This window comes from Micromonospora taraxaci, assembly GCF_007830095.1.
Lineage (GTDB): Bacteria > Actinomycetota > Actinomycetes > Mycobacteriales > Micromonosporaceae > Micromonospora > Micromonospora taraxaci.
In genome coordinates this window covers 4811377-4827103 of sequence record NZ_VIWZ01000001.1, presented here as the reverse complement: position 1 = coordinate 4827103, position 15727 = coordinate 4811377, and the positions used below count along the sequence as shown (strand labels likewise).

At 65.1% G+C, this 15727-nt stretch carries 14 protein-coding genes and 1 pseudogene; 6 read left to right on the top strand and 9 right to left on the bottom strand.

Going from position 1 to position 15727, the window contains the following annotated elements; translation table 11 throughout:
* Positions 1-77 precede the first annotated feature (77 nt).
* The gene (locus FHU34_RS21810; protein WP_145783454.1) at positions 78-452 is read right to left on the bottom strand and encodes a RusA family crossover junction endodeoxyribonuclease; all 375 of its coding nucleotides are present in this window, start codon (positions 450-452) and stop codon (positions 78-80) included.
* Between the two features lie 227 nt (positions 453-679).
* On the opposite strand from FHU34_RS21810, the gene FHU34_RS21805 reads away from it, so the two are divergent.
* A complete protein-coding gene (locus FHU34_RS21805; protein WP_145783452.1) occupies positions 680-1117 on the top strand; it encodes a hypothetical protein in 438 nt (145 codons plus the stop codon).
* Between the two features lie 96 nt (positions 1118-1213).
* On the top strand, positions 1214-1687 hold the full coding sequence (locus FHU34_RS21800) for a hypothetical protein (RefSeq protein WP_145783450.1): 474 nt from the start codon (positions 1214-1216) through the stop codon (positions 1685-1687).
* Between the two features lie 74 nt (positions 1688-1761).
* On the opposite strand, the gene FHU34_RS21795 is transcribed toward FHU34_RS21800, so the two are convergent.
* The 5 genes from FHU34_RS21795 to FHU34_RS21780 all read right to left on the bottom strand — a co-directional run bounded on the left by FHU34_RS21795 (position 1762) and on the right by FHU34_RS21780 (position 6448).
* Positions 1762-2415 (bottom strand): hypothetical protein, encoded by a 654-nt coding sequence (locus FHU34_RS21795; protein WP_244311786.1) that lies wholly within the window; start codon positions 2413-2415, stop codon positions 1762-1764.
* A gap of 593 nt (positions 2416-3008) precedes the next feature.
* Positions 3009-3572: a hypothetical protein gene (locus FHU34_RS33855; RefSeq protein ID WP_244311785.1), complete on the bottom strand. Its 564-nt coding sequence runs from the start codon at positions 3570-3572 to the stop codon at positions 3009-3011.
* Positions 3573-3631: 59 nt separating this feature from the next.
* Positions 3632-3904, bottom strand: a complete 273-nt coding sequence (locus FHU34_RS33850) for a hypothetical protein (protein WP_244311784.1) — start codon at positions 3902-3904, stop codon at positions 3632-3634.
* Positions 3813-4262 carry a transposase gene (locus FHU34_RS33845; RefSeq protein WP_280116494.1) on the bottom strand — a complete coding sequence of 150 codons (450 nt, stop codon included), beginning with the start codon at positions 4260-4262 and terminating at the stop codon, positions 3813-3815. Before FHU34_RS33845 ends, FHU34_RS33850 begins: the two co-directional genes overlap by 92 nt.
* Before the next feature lie 299 nt (positions 4263-4561).
* Complete coding sequence (locus tag FHU34_RS21780; protein ID WP_145783448.1) at positions 4562-6448, bottom strand: hypothetical protein; 1887 nt, start codon at positions 6446-6448, stop codon at positions 4562-4564.
* A gap of 445 nt (positions 6449-6893) precedes the next feature.
* Between FHU34_RS21780 and FHU34_RS21775 the strand changes: the two are divergent.
* Positions 6894-7160: pseudogene (locus tag FHU34_RS21775) on the top strand (transposase); the annotation flags it as partial.
* A 179-nt stretch (positions 7161-7339) separates the two neighbouring features.
* Here the strand turns inward: FHU34_RS21775 and FHU34_RS21770 are convergent.
* Both FHU34_RS21770 and FHU34_RS21765 read right to left on the bottom strand, forming a co-directional pair.
* Positions 7340-8401 (bottom strand): hypothetical protein, encoded by a 1062-nt coding sequence (locus FHU34_RS21770; protein WP_145783447.1) that lies wholly within the window; start codon positions 8399-8401, stop codon positions 7340-7342.
* Positions 8398-9726: a toll/interleukin-1 receptor domain-containing protein gene (locus tag FHU34_RS21765; RefSeq protein ID WP_145783445.1), complete on the bottom strand. Its 1329-nt coding sequence runs from the start codon at positions 9724-9726 to the stop codon at positions 8398-8400. The genes FHU34_RS21770 and FHU34_RS21765 overlap by 4 nt, the downstream gene beginning before the upstream one ends.
* A 340-nt stretch (positions 9727-10066) precedes the next feature.
* Here FHU34_RS21765 and FHU34_RS21760 point away from each other — a divergent pair, with 340 nt between their 5' ends.
* The 3 genes from FHU34_RS21760 to FHU34_RS21750 all read left to right on the top strand — a co-directional run bounded on the left by FHU34_RS21760 (position 10067) and on the right by FHU34_RS21750 (position 14718).
* A complete protein-coding gene (locus FHU34_RS21760; protein ID WP_145783443.1) occupies positions 10067-11212 on the top strand; it encodes a TRAFAC clade GTPase domain-containing protein in 1146 nt (381 codons plus the stop codon).
* A complete protein-coding gene (locus tag FHU34_RS21755; protein ID WP_145783441.1) occupies positions 11209-11544 on the top strand; it encodes a hypothetical protein in 336 nt (111 codons plus the stop codon). The genes FHU34_RS21760 and FHU34_RS21755 overlap by 4 nt, the downstream gene beginning before the upstream one ends.
* Positions 11545-13431: 1887 nt before the next feature.
* Complete coding sequence (locus FHU34_RS21750; protein ID WP_145783438.1) at positions 13432-14718, top strand: IS256 family transposase; 1287 nt, start codon at positions 13432-13434, stop codon at positions 14716-14718.
* Positions 14719-14775: 57 nt separating this feature from the next.
* On the opposite strand, the gene FHU34_RS21745 is transcribed toward FHU34_RS21750, so the two are convergent.
* On the bottom strand, positions 14776-15678 hold the full coding sequence (locus tag FHU34_RS21745; RefSeq protein ID WP_145783436.1) for an IS5 family transposase: 903 nt from the start codon (positions 15676-15678) through the stop codon (positions 14776-14778).
* Positions 15679-15727 lie beyond the last annotated feature (49 nt).

Below are 15727 nucleotides of genomic sequence, written 5' to 3'. Positions count from 1 at the left end.
CGTACGCGCGGCGCCACTCGCCACGCGGCTGCGATCATGATGCACGGCCTGCGGCTACTTGAGTGCGCGTCCTCGCGTTACTGAACCAAGCGCCGAACCTCGATCCGGGCACCGGGTACTTCGTCGCTCCGAACGGTGCGCTTGGTCGCGTCGAGATGATCGACGCGGTGGTCTGCCGCTTGGGCTGGCCCGGCCCATTCTCGGCGCCCGAAGACGCCCTCCATCGCATCTAGCGTCGGCTTGATCAGGTTGTCGAGGTCCCACACCTCGTTGGCGTTGCGCCCTTCAGGCGTACGAAACTCGACGAGAACCGAGAAGCGTTCCGCCCACGGACCCAGGCCAGTCCTGGTGAATGCCTCGCGGACCGCGGCCCTCCACGCAGGCTCGGCTGCCGACGAGTAGTTTGCCGGTCGGCCCACCACGTCCACGATGACGAGCGTCTCGAACCTCATGAGAGACCATGATGGTCACCGCAGCCCCTGCAACGAAAGGCTTCCGCCCTCGTCGCGGCAAATCCGTGCGCCGCGTTGGATTCTTGATCGCGGCGGTGGCCGAGGCACGCAATGATGGTATGGCCATGGCTGAGGATGAATTGAGTGCCGTCCGGCGGCGGCTTCCACGAGGGACGCGAGTCCGAGGACGGGTGAGCGGATACCCGGTTGGTGTGGGACGGGCGGGCATGGCCGTCGACATCGGCGATCCGGTTCCGGGCTGGGTCGATGTGCTGCAGTTGCCCAGGCAGCCTTCGCTATGGCCGCCCGTTGGGCGTAGCGGCTTCTTCGAGGTGCTTCAGCACCGCGGGCACGAGGTGCGACTGTTTCCGCTCGATGCAGGTATGCGCGATCGGGGCAGCCGCGCGCAGCGGTGTACCGGTCCGGAATGGGCGGACCTCACCCGCCGCTGGCCCGTGGGTGCCCGTATCGACGCGAGAGTCGAGTACATCTTTCCCGGCAACCGGGAGTGCAGCGTCCGGTTCGGCGACTGGCGTGAGGTGGTCGAATACGAGGGCCGGCCGCCAGACTCGGGAACCCAGGTGAAGCTCATGGTCGAGAGGCAGTCGGAATGGACGCGCTCGCTGATTCTTCGGCCTTGCGACATGCCTGGTCAGGGCATTTGATCGGGCCTCACGCAAACAGCGTTATGGACTCAACCACGCCAGCGCGCACTACGCGGCGTGAGCGGATGCCGGGCGACGCTGGCTATGATCCGCGCCGTGCAACTCCCGGATGTCATCCCGATCAAGTACGAGCCCGACTACCGTACCGGCCGCATCGGACGGCATGCGGGCGGACAGTTCTTCGCTGACATTACCGGCGCCTACCAGGAAGGCGTCAGGCCACGTCACGACTGGTGGAACCAGCAGCGGATCTACGCGGTGCTCCATCTCTTCGACGAAAGCGGGCACCACACTGGCTCGAACCTCCGGTTCACCGGCTTCAGGGGCGACAGCCCTGCAGCCGTCGAGGCCGCCGAGCAGGTCTTGTCGGACTGGCTGGCCGGCCTCGATGCGGTCACGAACTGCAATATCGCCATCCGACCCTTCCGCGTCGACTTCGACAACGTCGTCTTCGGCCTCATCGATGAGACCACCGACGACCCAGACAAGGGCCATGGCAGGCCATGGGCCGAGCTCTACCCGCAGGGACTTGGGTTCCACGAGCCGTGGAACGGCGAATACGACACCTAGTGCGCTGGGATGGCTCCGCCGCCACCATCGGCTTTCACTACTCGCGGCAGATGCGGACGCTCGTCGGCCAACTGCTATCGCCAGGCCGAGGCACATACCTCTATCCAGTCCGCGAGGCTGGGCACATGATCGATCGTGAGCAGCGAGTACGGCGGGGAGCCGGCCAACGGCGTGACATTCACGAGAGCGTGGTCTGGTGCGAGGAGAAGGAGCCCGCCGTCGTCGCGATGCGCCAGCGTCAGATTCCCGTTGGCCTCCACGGCGACGGCGTAGTACTCGTCGGGGTGGATGGAGAGTTCGAGGTCGTCGTCTTCCCATAGCCATGCGTAGTCCCTGAGCACATCGGCGACTCGGACGTGCGTCGCGTTAACCGTGAGCACCTCGTTCTGGTTGTTCCACCAGGTGTCTGGCTCGCGGAACCGTTCGACGATCCCGCCGCAGAGCCTCCAGAAGTTCTTGTGAGTCCAGGCGACGGAGTCGCTATCCACGTCGTGGGGCGGGCGGCAGAGCCATCCCCGTCGATCGTCCGATGATCCCCATGCCAGTAACTCGTAGGCGTCGCCTCCGACGGAGACGGGGGTGAGAGTCGTTGAGGCGAGCAGCGCAGAGAGTTCAGGCAAGCCGTCGACTGATCCCCGGGTCCACAGCTGCGCCTCACCCACGACGGCACTCTCGCCGGGACGGAGGAACCACGGAACCTCGTGGACGAAGTGCTCCCAGTCGCTCATCGCTCCGATGATGCCAGGGTCACCTTCGCCCACCAGTCAGGGAGCCGAGCGTCCGCTCATCGGCATGAGCGCGCATCGCGCCGGGTCGTGGAGGCACGTCTGGCTGAGAGGGCTCATGCGCAAAGACGGGCCCGAACGCCTGGCTCGGGACCCATCAAGGTGGGCTGATCTTCAGCTGAGCGGGATGGCGCAAATAAGGCGTTTCCCACCTCGGGTATCGGTCCGTGGCGATCCATCGACACGAACCCCTTGCCCGGTAGGCGAGTCGTGAGGGCCGGCGCACGCTGTTTCCTGGTGACGGCACGTCCCCGATGGTGGGGGAGTGGGGCGCGGTGGGACGCAGCGCTGTCATGTCGGCCGACCCCCCGTTTACCCCCCGAAAACCCCCGTCTGCCGTTGACAATCAGTGACAAGAAGCGACCGCTGTCTGATCATGTCTTTGCTGCTCAACGCCTATTTTTGACAATCAACGACAAGCTCGATTTGGTTACGGATGGTAACAAGGGGTTTTGACAAGCAATGAGAAGCCTTGAACGAGGCTCGACAAGAGGTTCTCGTGGGTTCAAATCGCCTCGGTCCGCCGAGCTGTCCGGTCAGACGCCTGCGAGGGTGAGTAGCCGATCCATTTCGGATACCGGCAGTGCCGGTGCCGCGGCGGCTGCGTGCGCTACCTGATCGTTCGGATCCGCGAGTAGGGCGCGACGCACGTGGACCGGTAGTTTCGGATGCCCGGCGACTGCGTGGCGAACCACGCTCTCGGTGTCGGTGGCCAGACGTTCGGTCAGCTCGACGGGCAAGTCCAGATCTCGGGGTGCCAGGCATCGCATCCGTGGATCCGGATCGGCGGCCAGCCGGCGCAGCGTCTGTGGCGGGAAAGTGAACTCGTCGGCCGGCCGCCAGTTCGTCTTCTTGTCCGGCCCGAACTCACGGTCGATGCGTTCGGCTGTGACTGGATCAACCAGGTGTGGGGCGTGTGTGGCCATGGTCGTACGTACGCCATTGTCGTCGTCGTTGAGTAACCGGATGACGGCTTCGGCCGGCAGCGCCCGGCTGCGTGCCGCGGAGCGACGGAAGCAGATGTACGGCGAGGACAGGTACGGCAGCGGGTTGGCGGTGACCCAGTCGAGGCGCAGGTTCCGCAGCTCGCTGACGGCCATGTGGTCTTCGACCTGTTGCAGCAGTGCGTCGTCGTCGAGTTCGTCGTTGAGTAGGTCGGTCAGTGGGCGCTGCCCTGCTGGATGTCTTCATAGATGCGGTGGCGCGTCGGCTCGGGCGTGTCCCGGCGACCGAAGACTCCCAGGCGCACGTTCGCGCTGGGATCTCCGGCAAGTAGATCCCGCACCGCTGGGGGGAGCCGCGGGTGTTCGGCGACCTGCCGGCGAACCTGGTAGTCGGGGTCATCGGCCAGCCGTGCGGCCAGTTCCGGGGTCAGGAGCGCGTGGCGTACGGCTCCGGCGCGGGTAACCGGGTCGGCGAGCAGTCCCGTCACGAGGTCGGAGGGCGGCACTGGATGCGGCCGTCGCGCGTAGTAGGTCGAGCATGCAGCTGTGCGAACCTCGTTGACGGGTCGGTGAGGAGAACCCGCCGGACCGCCTCGGCCCGCCGCAGGACCTCGTTCTCCTGCTCCAACAACCTAATCCGGGCGCTTCCCGCAGCTCGACCGACTCACTGCCAGCGGTCCCAGGCGCGGCGCCGGCGTTGACGTCGGCCTGGCGCAGCCACTTGAACGACGTCATCGGGTGCACACCGAAGTCCTTCGCGATCTGCTGGACCGTCACGCCCGGCTCGCGGTCACGGGCCACCCGCACGACATCGTCGCGGAACTCCCGGGGGTAGGGCTTGGGCACAGCGACATCCTTCCAGCCCGCCCACAAGGCAAGCCATCTCAGATGTCACCTATCGGTGCAGCAGACCACAGGACTTTGAACCGAGGGCTGGCGCAGCGGCATCAGCCAGAAAACGGCAGCTCAGGGACCGCGGCTCGGGCGTTTCCCAATCCGCCCCGCCCAACAGCGAATACGGCCCGGACGTTAGCTGGAGCAGCGACCGATGCAGTGTCGCGGCCGGTCGCAGGCGAACAAATGATCCCTGAGTGGTACCCAACATCCCGCCCGAGGGAGCGGTTGATGGGTGTTCCGGTCACTCGTTAGAAGCGGGTGAGCTTTGCCGACTCGAATGGGCTGAGGTCAGATAGCTGGATGACGGTCGAGAACCACTTGCGGGTCAGGGGCGATCGTGTGTCCCATAGCCGCATGATGTCATCGGTTGTCGCGCCGTCGGCCGAACGCTGCGCGAAGCGCTGAAGGACGCGGATATGGGGGCGGCGGATCAGGTCGAGTAGTTTGACCGCTCGTTCAGCGAGGTTGAGCGGCTCGGCGAGCTTGGCGACGACCAGGGCGGTCCCGAGGTCTGCGCCTGTGGCTGTGGCAACTGAACTGACCCGGGCTATCGCGGCGTCGGCTGTTCGGGCGAACACCATGCCGGCGAGTGGCCGTCGAAGCCTGCGGATGATGTCCGTGCCGGTCTCCCCGACCTCCCGGCTCTCTCGTAGCGCCTCTCGGAAGCTTGTCATTGCTGCTCGAAGGTCGAGGACTCCTGTCAGGATGTCGGACCGGTCGCGCGCTTCGGCGCAAGCGATACCCAGTGCGTCCGGAAGTCGCATGGGGTGCACCAGGGCGCCGAGTCCCTCGTGCGGTGTCGGGATGGCAGGGCGCAACAGCTGATCGATGACCGTGCAGAAGTGCAGCGCATTGCGCAACTGCACTGCCTGCACTGGGTAGCGCAGCGCGGACGCCGCGTACGGGACGCCCATCAATGCGGCGCGCCGTTCGTTGAGGATGTACCGCAGTGTGTGGATGCTGGCGGCTGCTGACACCTGGCGCGTGCCGGTTCCCGCGACAATCAGTTCGGCCGGACCGGGGCTCCAGTCACTGCCGCCGGGGACGTATTCCCACGACCCAGGGCTGTCGGTGGCGGAGTCGACGTGACGGTAGTCGAGCTCGACTTCGACTCCGAGAAACGCGCCCCAGGACAGCTCGATCTGCTTGAGCCCGTCGACTTCACCACCATCCGCCGGGTCGAACCCGTGCGGACGGGCCAAGGCAGCCATCGCGGGACTGAGACGTGCCTCGTCAACGCCGCTTCTGACCACTATGCCCTGGAGTGCCTCCGGGACCGTGCACGTACTCGGGACGGCGATCGCGTCGGCAAACACCAAATAATGGGCCATTGTGGAGAGGTCGAACAGGCGGCTCGGGATCAACACGTCGTCCTCTAGCGCTCGCAGAGCGTTGCGGAACGTGGACTGATCCATGAACACGTACTCGAGGTCGGTGCGTAAGCCGGTGCTGACGAGGTCGCCGAGGTTCGCCGTGCGATCGACCTCAGGTCCCAGCACCCAGTCGAGGAGTCGCTTGTCGGTGGTGTTGACGAACACTTCGGCCTCGGCTTCTGAGATAGGCGTGCGGTCACCCTGGATATCGAGGGCGAAGCCGACGGGCGTCCGCACCAGCGCGACCTTCGTGACGGCGAGATCACGCACCAGGACCACTTCGGCGGCCGCGGGCCGGAACCGGGTCGCCCGGGGCGGTACGGCGGCCACGGTCGGACCGCGAGAGAAGTGCTCCCACCAGTCGTACTCGATCACGAGTTGCGGATCGATCTCGTGCACCGCAGCGGCCAACGCGTCGAGAAGGGCGTCGAACTCTGATTTGGACATTTCGATTTCCTGAAGCGCCACAAGGTCATGGGCCGAGGCGTCGCCCATGATGCCGAACCGGTCATGCCCGAACTGGGTCGCAGCCAGGAACAGGTTCGCGAGTTCGGCAAGCCGGAAGTACCGGTCGCCCAGAAGGAGTGCCTTTCCGTGGAGATCGCTCAGACGTCCGTACCGAGGATATTGCTGATAAACCGATGTAAATCGGTCGACGACCCTAGCGTCGTCGGCATCTGGGCCGAAGGTCTCCCGGGCGTCTCGGAGCAGGAATTTTCGGAATTGATCGAACTGAACTGGATTAGGTGGAACGAACTTCATCGCCTGACAGTACAAGTGCTCGTTACGACTCGATGGCCGCGGCGGCCCTGAGTCCTGCACCGATCAGCCTCTTTGTCGCTTGGCCGGCGCGTTCATAGTCCTGGTCGAGTACTAAGCCGTTCAGTGACAGGCCGGTCAGGTGCCTGTTGAGGTAGATCATCAAGCGCCCGACCACTACCCGCTTAGTGGTTCCCAGTAGGTCTAAGTCATGGGTGTATAGGTCATGAACCGAAGCGCATATGGCACCGCGGAGCGGGTCACACGACGGATCCGTGCTGGGTGGGCTGCCCTCGGCGGCGGTCTCGGCCGGGACCAGTCGTCCCTTGGAAGGTCCGCCAACTGGCCACCCCTCTACTGTCGCCACGTGCCCATCATGGCGGTTGACCTCAACGGCTGACATCAACGGTTGTGGCCTAGCCCGGGCATGCTGGCACAATCCACGGGCCAGGTCGGGGTGTTCCTCGTCTTCCGCTCCGGCAAGGGTCACGCGCTGATCGACCGGCAGCTCTACCTTCCGACGTCGTGGACCGATGACCGAGACCGGTGCCGGGCCGCCGGGATCCCGGACGAGGCCGAGTTCGCCACGAAGGTGCAGATGGCCCGCACCATGCTCGCCCGTGCCCTCGATAGTGAGGTGCCGGTCGGGTGGGTGACCATGGACGAGGCCTACGGGCAGTCGGAGTCGCTGCGAGTGTGGTTGGAACACGGTGATGGTAACTTTGCAGCGCCGGGCAGTCTTGTCTCGTCAACGGGACCTGCACCAGTTCTGATCGCGCCAACGCCCGTTGCGGAGATGACTAGGCCCTCGGAGTGGATTGAAGCCCGCGGGCATGGCCTGTTGGGTCCTGAGCCCCTGCTACGCGGGTTGCTGCACTGTGCTGTGCTGTGCTGTCATGGCGTTGCGGCATCGACAGGGTGAGTCTTCACCACATCGGTGCCGCGTAGCTTCGTCAGCACGGCGTCGAACGCGAGCCCGGCAGCGAACCCGACTGGCACGATGAAGTATCCGAGACGAGCGGCGCTGTCTCCCTGGAGCAGATTCGGGTTGGTTGTGAGCTGCGCCGCGAGAAAGAGAACTGCGGACAGTCCACCCGCGGCAGCGCCGAACACTGCGGCGCGTAGCCACTCGCCGACCTCGTCAAAGACGTTGCGGATCAGCGCCCCGGACACCGCCGCACACAGCGGTCCGAAGACGAGCAGGGTTACCGCCGCCCAGGTGCCGGGCCGCCACGCCGTGGCCGCAGGCAGCGTGGCGAGACCCGCCGCCAGGAAGACCAACGCGGACAGCAGGCTCCATGCTCGACGGCGCGTCTCGACGGTCGTCTGACGCTGTAACTGTTCCTGCTCGCTCAAGCGCCGCTCGTGCTGCCGGAGCAGTGACCCGACGACTGCTTCTGCTGAACCAGGACGCCACCTGGACACCATCGCCGACAGGTCTTCCTCAGACGCGGCGTCCGGCTCACCGTGCATGCGTTGCCACGCCTTCTCGGCAGATCCCCCGAACGTGCCGACCGGCGCGGCTGCGATTCGCCGGGACAGCGCAATGAGCCCGGCGATGAACGTAGACCGACCGCCGCCAATGAGCAGGATTGCATCGACCTGCAGTAGTGCCCGGTAGAACGAAACCTCCCAATCGGGTGTGGGCTCGGGTCGCGTGTCAAAGAGTTCTGGGTGGGATTGCGCCTCGGGGAAGTCTGTGGGATCAGCCCGATACGGACCGCGCACCTCGATGGCCCCAGGCCTCGCCCGGCCGGACTGGGCGTAGCCGCGCACTACGGCGGACTCGACGAAGCCTTCGTCGCTGCTGAAGACCACCAGCCGGCACCCATGCTGTGCCAGTTCCCGCCCGATTTCCTCGGCGGCGCGGGCGGCCACCGCCACGTCACGCAGCGGTGGATCGTAGGAACGCCCAGTCGCCACGCTGCCCACTACAGCCACCGTTGGCGCGCTCATGCCACCTCCCGGGCGATGCCGGCAACGATCTCGGTCGGAGACATCCGCGTGGCGCGACGGTATTCCAGTTGGCTGAACAGGTCCACGCCCGAGTCCGCAAGCAGCACCGGAAACACCCGCATTCGATCGCTGAGAGCGGCATCCATCATCCGTCGCCCTTCTTCCATGCAGTAGGAGCTCGCGACATAGTTCGGCGACAGTAGGGGCACTCCGATCGCGGCCGTCGCCAAGCTGGCCAACATGTGGTCGAGCCACCGTGCGCCGTGTGGTATTGCGGCTGGCTTCCTGTAGTCGAAGACCTCTTGGAAGGCGCTACTGAGCTCGGCGCCGATTCGGTCGGCGTACTCGTGATCTTCTTTCGCGTAGCTGAGGAACACGAGTTGGTTCAGCTTGGCGGCCGACTGGAAATAGCCCTGGGCGTCGAGCCGGTTGTCGACAAGACCTGGCTCACTTAGGATCTGCCCGATACGTTCCTCCAAGGCGACTTGCAGGCGCTCCGGGTCGCTCCAACGGATAATGTCCTTTGTATAGTGTGGGGCAAGTTCGCCGTAGATCAGTTCTTCCGTTGCGACGTCCGGTGGTCCATCCACCGGCCCAATCCGCAGGATAGGTATCCCATGGCCCCGCAGGAACGCCACGGCGGCCACGGCCGACGGTTGGCTCAGGTCGGCTAGCACCCAGTCGCATCTCTGTAGCTGCGCGATGAAGCCACCGTCGATGGCGATAGGCCAGGGCAGGACTTCCACCGCATAGTTGAACGCCTCGACGGCGGCCGCGGTAGCGCCTCGCGCCTCGCCCGTTGGCGGTACAAGCAATCCGACTGCGGCGGTGTCGCGCGCTGACCGCTTCTGAGACTGGTTGGCGATCGATCGGCAGAACGTTTCGAACTCGTCGCGAAGATGCCGCCGTGTCGTCTCCATGCCTTGGCTGAGGATCTCCTGCGCCGAGTAGCGGAGGCTGACGGAGCCCGGCGGCCCATGCAGCCTGTTCCCGAACCGGCGGTCGATGAACAGGATCGACGGCTTGCGGTAGCGCATCGCCATGTCGAGCTCGAGCTTGAAGTACCGAGTGGCCCGCACCAGATCTGCGGCCGGCAGACGCTCAAACGGATCGTCGCTCAACGAGTAGATGCCAGCGAAGATCTCAACGTCGCGGATCATGCGTTCCAGGCGGGTCGTGCTCGTTGCCTTTAGCCCTCGGTCAACCTCGAACTGGACATCGGCGACCTGGTCAATCAGGTCGAAGAACTGCAGGTTCACCGCGGGCGACCGGTAGCGGTGGCTGAGGAAGACCTTGACGTTAAGCCGGTCACTGGGTGCGGTCACTCGGTGACAATTGCAAGCACCCTGCACGGCCGTCAAGAACCAGAGGTACCGACCCAGGTCGGCTTCCTGTATTGGCTGGACCTATCCCGGCAGAGTATGGCACGCGGCTGGGTGCGGTGTATGGCGGGTTCAGCGCGCCTTAGGGATGGCCGCTGCCTGAGCGAAGGTGGCGGACTGTCCGCTGGGGGACGGTCCCGAGGGCGTGGACGTCGACGTTCCAGAAGATCGTTCAGGCGCTGCGAGGCAAGCCGGTGCCGCGCTTGCCGATTGCCTTCCTTTCCGATGCGCCGGCCCCTTGGCCGTGCACCGCGATGATCGCCGGTTCGCGTAAGGTCCTCGCATGCAACCGAGGGCGTTCGAGCAGCACATCGCGGTGTTCGGGGAGAGTGGCAGCGGCAAGACTGTCCTGCTCTCATCGTTCTACGGGGCCGCCCAGGAGCCGCAGTATCTGAAGCGGAGCCTCTTCCACATTCTGGCCGAAGACATCGGCCAGGGTAACCGGCTGCACAAGAACTACCTCGGCATGAAGGAGGACGCGACGCTGCCGCTCACCACCCGGTTCGCCGCCTCGTCGTACGCCTTCAAAGTGCAGATGAAGGACGGGTCAGATCCCGCGGCGGCGAAGTCCCGGCCCTTCGACGTGCTGCGGGTGGTGTGGCACGACTATCCGGGTGAGTGGTTCGAGCAGTCGGTGCAGAGCCCGGACGAGGCCCAGCGCCGCGCCGACAGCTTCCGGTCCCTGCTGAGCTCGGACGTCGCCCTGCTGCTGGTGGACGGTCAGAAGCTGCTCGACAACGCGGGCGAGGAGGATCGGTACCTCAAGTCGCTGTTCAGCAACTTCCGCAACGGCGTGCTGTCGCTACGGGACGAGCTGCTGGAGGACGGCAAGCCGCTCGCCCAGTTCCCGCGGATCTGGGTGATGGCGCTGTCGAAGGCCGACCTCTTGCCGGACCTGGATGTCTATCGGTTCCGTGATCTGCTCGTCGCCAAGGCCTGCGACGATCTAGAGCAGCTGCGCGAGACCATCGTCGGGCTGGTGGAGGGCCGCGAGGCGCTATCGATCGGCGAGGATTTCGTGCTGCTGTCGTCGGCGAAGTTCGAGCCGGGCAAGATCACGGTGACCGAGCGCGTCGGGCTGGATCTGATCTTGCCGCTGTCCGCCATCCTGCCCTTCGAGCGGCATCACCGGTGGCACGAGTTGACGCAGCTCCCGGCACGCGTGTTCGAGGGTCTACTCGGCCGTGCTGGCGACTTGGCGTCCGCGCTGCTGGCCAGGACCAAGCTTCCCGGCCCGCTGGGCCTGCTGATGAACATCGTCGGTCCCGATCTCCTCAGTGAAGCGGCGAAACTGGCCGGGGACAAGCTCCGGGTGGCTAACGCAGAGGCGCTATCCAAGAAGGAGTTCCTCTCGGCCACGCTGACCGGCTTCCGGATGGATCTGGAGAAGGGCGAAGAGAGTCAGATTCTGATCCGGAGCGTGCGATGAGCCTCATCTGGGCCACCCGCGGCCGGGCGTGGGGTTTCCGTTTCCTCCTCACCGGTGGATTCTCGGATCCCCTTCCGGAATACGAGGCCGCTTTCGCGGACGCCGGTGATGCGCCGGAGACCTGCCACCGTGCCGGGGGCCGAGTTGCGTTGCGCATCGCGGACCCGCTGGGGCGTAAGGATCAGTCTGGCCGGGTGATCCCGCACGAGTTCGTCGTCTGGGGGCCGCAGGCCGCGGAAATCCATTCGGCGGCGGACGGTCTCGCGCTGGTGTGGCCGCAGGTGGCCGAAGAGTTCGAGCGGGTCTGGGAGACGCCCCGGCCGCCCTTGTGAAACCGATCGCGGGCGTCCCGGTTCGCAGCGGCACCGATCGCGCACCACCGCGAGTCGTTCTGCGGGACTGACGACGAGGTCCTGCTAGGCAACGACGAAGTCGCCAACAAGGTCGACCTGCTCCGGTGTCCGGATCCGCTGCATCCGTCGTGCGGGTGCCCCGTGCACCGGTCGTTGCGAGACTGCATCGAGAGGGCCACCGCCGCGTGGGGTTCCGGTGACGGTTGTGCTGACCGGGAAGGGGCTGTTACAGGTTCGGTCAGTGCGCATGCCGTGAGGCGCGCAGAGCGTGGCGGCAGCTGCGGTGAGGCGGTCAGGCATGGCGGGGTTATGGGTCCCCCGTTTACCCCCCGAAAACCATGGCCAACCGTTGACGAACGGTGACAAGCGGCGATCAGCGCTTGGCGGTATCTCTGCAGCTCAGCGACGATTTTCGGCAAGCAATGACAACCTTGATTCGGTTACTGTCGGTAACAAGGGGTTTTGACAAGCAATGACAAGCCTTGAACGAGGCTCGGCATGAGGTCGTCGTGGGTTCAATTCCCTCGCTCCCACGAGCACCTGGCCGCTGGGGCGGAGGTTGCGTCGGTCGTGGAGGTTACTACGAGCGAGCCGCTACCTGGCTGCATCGGAGCTGAGAGCAGCGCCTCGGTGACCGAGAGGTTCGTTGCGTGCAGCAAGGTCCGCCGATGGTGAACGTGTATCGGGAGTCATCGCGGCGCGCACGCGGTGAGGGCCTCAGGTTCGGTTTCGCCTCCTGGGCGGGCGTCGGAAGATCGGTGACGACGGCCGCGAGGTCTTCCCACCCTCGGCTGGGCTGCGCCATCGTCTGCTGGGCTAGCCGCCATGTTGTTAGTCGCCGGGGAGGATTACCCGAGCGTTACGTAGAAATTACACCTTGATCCGCACTGGACCCGACTGGACTATCGCCCCAGTCGAATTCAGTGGGTCCAGTCCGCGCCGTTGGGGGTGCCATGGGTTTTGTGTCACAGTCGTCAGGTCTTGTCTTCGTCGAGTATTCTGCATTCTATCTACAGAATCCCGCAGCTTCTACGTACGAGCATCCGCAGCTTCCCGATCAAGGGAGAATTAGGGGTGGCACGGGTTGGCTTACCGTCACAAGTGCGGCAAGCAGCCATGAGGCAGAGGTGACCCTCCAGTTGTGGGCACAAGAACCGCCTCCGCAGGCCGCATCACCTATGTCCCCTGCTGCCTGGGACGAGAAGGGCGAGTGCGAGTGTCACCTGTACGCCGCTGCCCTTCGGGCCAGCGTTGTCACCGAAGGGCCTGTAGATTTATTTATCGAGATTCCGATCGCAGGCAAATACCGCGCCCGTCTCTACGTTAAAGGACGGGAGGATCTCATCCGAGCTTTCGAGGGTTGGAGCCTGGAGCCGGCGGAGTTAAATGAGGGGGCATTCGAGTCGATGGACAACGATGAGGCTCCGACCTTCCCACGAGGTTTTGAGAAGTTCCTGATTCAATTGTGGCCACGAGGTTAGGAACTATGCTCATTTCGGCCCGATCAACAGTGATGGTAGTTAGTACTCCAGTCGCACTCGCCTGATCTGGAGTTTCGGCAGGTCATCGGCGTAATCGACGCGTGAGGGGCGCCGGCCGTGCAACGCCTGTTGTTCGGCCGTGTTTTCACCAGTTGTTCGAGCGCGGCCATGCTGCGGTGAGAACTTGACAGTGATGATCAGCCAAATGGCCGCTCTTCGATCTCAGTTCTGATGCGTCAATTGCTGGCCTTGGCGACGGCCGTCCTCACCGCTACCTCGGTGTTCGTCTCGCCTGCCCGGCCCGCTCTAGCTGTAGGGTCTGTGGATCTAAAGGTGTTTCCGGCCTGACCCATCGGGCGTTGTGCCTGGTGAGGAGGGTGCCGTGATGACCGCGACACTGAACGACCAGACCGGACGTAAGAAGCGGGCGGAGCCGTCGGCGGAGGCGAAGGCCGCCGCCGAGCTGGTCCGAGCCGCGAAGGAGCAGGGACTGTCGCTGACCGGCCCGGACGGGCTGCTGCGGCAGTTGACCAAGACGGTCCTGGAGACCGCGCTGAACGAGGAGATGACCGAGCACCTCGGCTATGAGAAACATGAGTCGGCTGGGGTGGAGTCGGGCAACGTCCGCAACGGCACCAGGGCGAAGACGGTGCTGACCGAGGCCAACGGGCCGGTGCAGATCGACGTGCCGCGGGACCGGGCCGGCACCTTCGAGCCGCAGATCGTCCAGAAACGGCAACGGCGCCTGTCCGGGGTCGACGAGGTGGTGCTGTCGTTGTATGCCAAAGGTTTGACCACGGGCGAGATCTCGGCGCATTTCGCCGAGATCTATGGCGCCTCGGTCAGCAAGGAGACGATCTCGCGGATCACCGACAAGGTGATCGAGGAGATGACCGACTGGTCGCACCGCCCGTTGGATGAGATTTACGCGGCGGTGTTCATCGACGCGATCGTGGTCAAGGTTCGCGACGGGCAAGTGGCGAACCGTCCGTTCTACGCCGCGATCGGGGTCACCCTCGACGGGGAGAAGGACATCCTCGGGTTGTGGGCCGGCACCGGTGGTGAGGGTGCGAAGTTCTGGATGAGCGTGCTGACCGACCTGCGGAACCGGGGCGTGAAGGACGTGTTCTTCCTCGTCTGCGACGGCCTCAAAGGCCTGCCCGAGGTGGTGACGAACGTGTGGCCCCGCACGGTGGTCCAGACGTGCATCATCCACCTGATTCGCAACACCTTCCGGCTCACCTCCCGCAAGTACTGGGACGCGCTCAAGCACGACATCAAACCGATCTACACCGCCGTCAACGCGCAAGCGGCCAGGGCGGCGTTCGACGACTTGGCGGAGAAGTGGGGCGAGCGGTATCCGGCGGTGATCCGCCTGTGGGACAACGCCTGGGCCGAGTTCATCCCGTTCCTCGACTACGACGTGGAGATCCGCAAAGTCATCTGCTCCACGAACGCGATCGAGTCGTTGAACGCCCGCTACCGGCGGGCCGTGAAGGCCCGCGGCCACTTCCCCAACGAGCTGGCCGCGTTGAAGTGTCTGTACCTGGTGACCCGGTCACTGGACCCCACCGGAGCAGGCAGAACCCGATGGACGATGCGCTGGAAACCCGCGTTGAACGCCTTCGCCATCACCTTCAGCGACCGCTTCCCAGCCGCTGAAACCTACTAACCAAGATCGCCGGAAACACCCTTAGCGAGACAGCCCCCAGTACATCTGGCCCGTGTTTCATAAGGCTCGGAGGTATTGATTGATGGCGGCGATGGTCAGGGTGGCTTCGTAGCGCACGGCCAGTTTGTCGTAGCGGGTGGCCATGGCGCGGTGTTGTTTGAGCTGGTTGATGCCGCACTCCACGGCGTGGCGTCGGCGGTAGGTCTCAGGGTTGAAGGCGGGTGGCCGGCCGCCGCGGGAGCCTTTCGCGAGGCGGTGGGCGTCTTGGTCGGCCTTGCTCGGGATGCAGGCCTTGATTCCTCGTCGGCGCAGGTAGGCGCGGTTGGCCCTGGACGTGTAGGCCCGGTCCGCGAGGACCTGCTGCGGGCGGGTCCGGGGCCGACCGGGCCCGGGCCGGCTGACCCGGATGCGGTCGAGGACCGTGGTGAATTGCGGGCTGTCACCGCGGTGCCCGGCCGTGACGACGGTGGCCAGGACCTTGCGACCCTGTTCGCAGGCGAGATGGGTCTTGGTGGTCCATCCACCCCGCGGACGGCCCAGCGCGTGATCGGCGGGCTCGGTATGGATTCCGCCGGGTGGTTCTTTCTGTCGGTCGCCGTCACGACGGGCGCCGGCGGCGTGTTGATGGGCGCGGCTGATCGTGGAGTCGACGCTGACGCTCCAGTCGATGCGCCCGGCCGTATCTGCGGCGGCTTGCAGCCCGGCCAGGACGCGGGCCCAGGTGCCATCACGCTGCCAGCGGCGGAACCATCGATACAGCGTTTGCCATGGGGCGTAGTTCGCGGGCACGTCACGCCAGGGGGCGCCGGTGCGTGCCCGCCACCGTATGCCGTCGATGATCTGTCGTTTGGTCCACGTGCACGGTCTTCCCCGCGAGGATTCCGCAGGCAGCAACGGGTGCAGGTGCTGCCACTGGATGTCGCTCAGGTCATGCCGCGCCGCCGCCGCTAGGCTGGCCACGAGGTCTCCGGTATTCAGGTTTGCTTGGTCGCTAACCCACTTACCGGAG